We start from the raw sequence: 2,190 nt of genomic DNA on the forward strand, positions 1-2,190 counted from the left end.
CCCCTTTTTTAATGACCCGCCCCCCACCGATATATACATTTGCTTTGTCGTGGGCTGCGTCATTTTTGAATACGCCACAGGTCACCCCGGCCCCCCCGCCCCCGGGCAGGTGCCGGGCGGCACTTCCTAAGGCCGGTCAGTACGGGATCGGGCGGTTCTCCCGGACCCACAGCTGTTCGGCCTCGCTGTTGGACGGCGGAGGGGAGATCCCGTCCATCATCCACAGGTCGCGGGGCGTCTCGTCGACGTGGAACTCGCAGTACAGGCCGCGATCGGTGGTGTGGGGCGCGAGGACGGCGGCGAGCGCCTCCCGGGTGCGCTTGCGCACGTCGGGGTCCTCGGTGTGGCGGGCGATGTGCTCGACCACGATCCGTACCGCGTCCTGGGTGGGCTGGTCGCCGACGTGGAAGTCGTCGGCGCCGATCTCGTGGAACAGCGTCATCACGTAGAACTTCGGCAGCCCGAAGCGGGTGTAGAAGCCGGTGATGTCGGCGGCCATCCGCTGCTTCTGCTCGGGGCTGTAGGTGCCGCGGGGGTGGTAGACGTGCCACAGGGGCATGGGTGTTCTCCTCAGCGGTGCAGGGGTGCGGCGGCTCAGCGGCGGAAGGGGACGGTCAGGCCCTCCACCGGCCCGGCGAGTGCGGCCTTGAACGACCGGGAGACGTCGTCGACGAGCACCTCGCGGTCGCCGCGCTCGATGCCGTCCAGCACGATGCGGGCCACCTCGTCGGCCGGGAGCTTGTCGACGGGCAGAGCTGCCACCATCTCGGTGTCGGCGAAGCCCAGGTGCACGCCGACGACCTGGGTGTGCTGGGCGGCGAGCTCCAGGCGCAGGGAGTTGGTGAGCGACCACAGGGCCGCCTTGGAGGCCCCGTACGCGCCCGCGCCCGCGCCCCAGGACAGTGCGGAGTGGATGTCGACGAGTGCCCCGCCGCCCCGGGCTGCCAGCACGGGCGCGAAGGCGCGGGCGATCCGCAGCGGGCCCAGGACGTTGGTGTCGAAGGTGTCCTGGACGTGCCGCAGGTCGGCGGTCAGCAGGGCGCCGGGGTGCAGGACGCCGGCGTTGTTGAAGACGATGTCGACGTCCTGGGCCCGCTCGGCGAGGGCGGCCACCGAGGCGTCGTCGGTGACGTCCAGGGCGAGGACCTCCACCCGGCCGTCCTCGCTGGGGACGGGTGTCCGGGCGGTGGCGTAGACCTTCGTCGCGCCGCGGGCCAGCAGTTCTCCGACGAATGCCCGGCCGAGGCCGCGGAGGCCTCCGGTGACCAGGGCGGTGGAGCCTTCGATCACGGTCATGTGCGTGTTCCTCGCTCTCGGAAGGGTGGTGCCCCGTCGCCGGGGCTCCCCACTGGTTTTAGATTATGGCCATCATCTAAAATGGGCAAGGGAGCCCCGGATGGGAGAGTGGGACCGCCACCGGGAGCACCACCGGGGGCCGCCGGGACACCACCACAGGACGACGAAGGGAGCGCGGACATGCCCCGCGTCTCACGCGCCGAGGCCGAACGCCACCGTCAGGAGGTCATCGACCACACCGCCAGGCTGATCCGGGAGAAGGGCTCCGAGCAGGTCAGCGTCCCCCAGGCGATGGCCGCGGCCGGACTCACCCACGGCGGCTTCTACCGGCACTTCTCGTCCAAGGACGACCTCGTCGCCCAGGCCCTCACCGCCGCCTTCGCCGAACGCCGCGAGGCCATGGACGCGCTGGCGGACCCTGGTGCGGACGACGACCCCTCGGACGAGCGGCGCACCCCCCGCGCCGAGTTCCTCGCCCGCTACCTCTCCGCCCTCCATCGCGACCACCCCGGCCAGGGCTGCGCCGCCGCAGCGCTGGCCGCCGACGCGGCCCGGGCCGAACCCGGCGCCCCGCTGCGCACCGCCTTCACGGCCGGGCTGCGCGACCTGGTCGACGGCTTCCAGCAGCTGCCCGACGCGGCCGGGCGCGAGGCGGCGCTCGCCGACCTGTCGACGATGGTCGGCGCGCTGATGCCCGCCCGGGCGAGCGACGATCCGGGCCTGTCCGCCGAACTCCTCGCCGCGGCTCGGCGCCGCCTGACCGCGACGGGTGAGGGCGCACCGCAGGCCTAGGGTGGGGGCCTGGGGGGCCGGGCGCCGACCCACCGGCGGGGAAGGGGAGGGGGGGGCCCCCCCCCCCCCCCCCCCCCCCCGCCCCCCCCCGGGGGGCGGAGG

Annotated in this window: 3 protein-coding genes; 1 reads left to right on the top strand and 2 read right to left on the bottom strand. The window is 73.2% G+C overall.

Annotated features, from left to right (window positions below; all coding sequences use genetic code 11):
- Positions 1–136: 136 nt before the first annotated feature.
- Positions 137–559, bottom strand: coding sequence for a tautomerase family protein (locus ACFWXO_RS32950; RefSeq protein WP_380528505.1), 423 nt, complete (start codon positions 557–559; stop codon positions 137–139).
- Positions 560–594: 35 nt separating this feature from the next.
- Positions 595–1,296 (bottom strand): SDR family oxidoreductase, encoded by a 702-nt coding sequence (locus ACFWXO_RS32955; RefSeq protein ID WP_380528507.1) that lies wholly within the window; start codon positions 1,294–1,296, stop codon positions 595–597.
- A gap of 180 nt (positions 1,297–1,476) precedes the next feature.
- On the opposite strand from ACFWXO_RS32955, the gene ACFWXO_RS32960 reads away from it, so the two are divergent.
- Entirely contained in the window at positions 1,477–2,088 is a 612-nt protein-coding gene (locus ACFWXO_RS32960; protein WP_380528509.1) for a TetR/AcrR family transcriptional regulator, read from the top strand.
- The last annotated feature ends 102 nt before the right edge of the window (positions 2,089–2,190 follow it).

The sequence above is a fragment of the Kitasatospora sp. NPDC059088 genome, assembly GCF_042738155.1.
Classification (GTDB): Bacteria; Actinomycetota; Actinomycetes; order Streptomycetales; family Streptomycetaceae; genus Kitasatospora.